The sequence below is a fragment of the Campylobacter concisus genome (genome assembly GCF_902460595.1).
Taxonomy (GTDB): domain Bacteria; phylum Campylobacterota; class Campylobacteria; order Campylobacterales; family Campylobacteraceae; genus Campylobacter_A; species Campylobacter_A concisus_BL.
In genome coordinates this window covers 4,288-6,086 of record NZ_CABPVA010000026.1, presented here as the reverse complement: position 1 = coordinate 6,086, position 1,799 = coordinate 4,288, and the positions used below count along the sequence as shown (strand labels likewise).

The window sequence follows — 1,799 nt, the reverse complement described above, 5'->3', positions numbered from 1 at the left end:
GTTTTGGTGGATGTTATATAGGTGAGCCAAGCTATGAAGTGTTTAAGGATAACAGAAATATTTTTTTAATCCCTACCAATCATACTATGATTTTAAATTTTTATAATCGCAGAGAAATATATGATGACAATAGATATATCTATAAATTTAAAGGCGACGACCCAAGATGTGTTTATGGATATCTAACCAACAAAGACGACAAACCAGAGAGAGTTTTAGACTGGGTTATATTGTCGGGAAAAGAATTTTGCAAAGAAAGACGAGCTTGGGCTTTGTCTTTTTAGGAAATCAAATGAAATTTAAAAAAATTATTTTATTTGCAATGGCAATGTTTAGTTTTGGTGGATGTTATATAGGTGAGCCAAGCTATGAAGTGTTTAAAGAAACATTGGCGGCTAATATTGGAAATCCAAATATTTTACTTGCACAAAACAATAAAAGGGTTTATAGCGAAGATAGGTATATATACGAATTTGAAAGACCAAAAGGATGCCGTTACGGCTATCTAACCAACAAAGATGACAAACCAGAAAGAGTTTTGGGTTGGACTATATTGTCTGGTAAGGAATTTTGTAAAGAAAGACGAGCTTGGGCTTTATCTTTTTAGGGAATTTGTATGAAAATTTATTATTACTATTAAGTTTAAAATATAATTAAAAAACACATAACAACAAACGCCTACTAGCATCTCAGTTAATAGGCATAATAGCTGGAGGCATAGCTAATGGCGATAAAGGAGCAAACACAGGCTATAAAATAACCACAAGTGCAGATACTTATAATAGACAGCTTCATCAAAGAGAGATAGACTTTATAAACAATAAAAACAATATAGAAAGCTTTAAATCAAAACTACAAACTACAACAAATAAAATTTATAGTGATGATGAAGCAAAATCTATCCTAGCAAAAGCAGCAGTGTCTTTAACAGATAAATCATTTAATGAAACTTATAGACAAAGTCTAAGCTCAAATGATCTATATAATATAGAACTAGCAACAAATTTCATAAAGCAAAGTAGCTTTTATAATACAACTCTAGATAATACTAATGCCTTTAATCCAGATAAGAAGCAATATGAGGATAGGTATGTCTATCTAGATAGTTTTACTAATAATAGAGAATTCTATGATAAAAATCTAAAAGTAGATACAAAACTTAGTAATGATATAGCAAACTTTGCAACAGGGTTTGCAAAAGGTGGAATAAATCTTGTAAAAGATACAATAACTGGAGTTTATTATCTAGTAAGTAACCCAAAAGAATTTGTCAATGTGTTAGCTAATATCCCAAATATACCAAGTGAAATAAAAGAAGGTATAGACAAAGGCGAACTAGATATAGTATTAGGCGACTATGAGAGTGTAACTGCAAGGGATACTGAATTTATAGCTGGACTTACTGGCTCTAGTGCTATTACAAACAAAGTTGGAAAAGCAGTTTGGGATAGGTTTGGTAAAAAGCCTAGTGAGGTAACTAGTGATGTTACTAAAATAGATAATCCAACTTCTAACACAAATATAAAACACAATGGAAATAGTGGTAGTGATGGGGTTGTGGTTGCTGAGCTAACTGCTAGTCAATTAAAAAGTATCAATAAAATCAGTGAGATAAATCATATGCTAAAAGTTAGAAAAAATTTATCTGGTGATATACTAGATACTGGGCATATAGAAAAACTACTTAATGCCAAAAAGGGACTGGAAAGAGAAGTAAATTCTTTAGTAAATAGTTTAAAAAATCCAAAATTAAATGAGATTCAAAAAAATACAATGGAAAAATATATTAATGATGCCAG

General features: G+C 30.6%; 3 protein-coding genes. All 3 read left to right on the top strand.

Features of this window, described 5'->3' with window-relative positions:
• Window positions 1–284: hypothetical protein (locus tag F3G86_RS10815; RefSeq protein WP_149723773.1), on the top strand; the 284-nt coding region annotated here is incomplete at its 5' end.
• Between the two features lie 8 nt (window positions 285–292).
• Entirely contained in the window at window positions 293–607 is a 315-nt protein-coding gene (locus F3G86_RS10085; RefSeq protein WP_103613876.1) for a hypothetical protein, read from the top strand.
• Between the two features lie 311 nt (window positions 608–918).
• A partial coding sequence (locus F3G86_RS10080; protein ID WP_188116465.1) for a hypothetical protein occupies window positions 919–1,799 on the top strand: 881 nt, incomplete at its 3' end.

What these genes read in the sequence shown, in the direction of transcription:
- F3G86_RS10085 (WP_103613876.1), top strand. Translation starts at nt 293, where the DNA reads ATGAAATTTAAAAAAATTATTTTATTTGCAATGGCAATGTTTAGTTTT.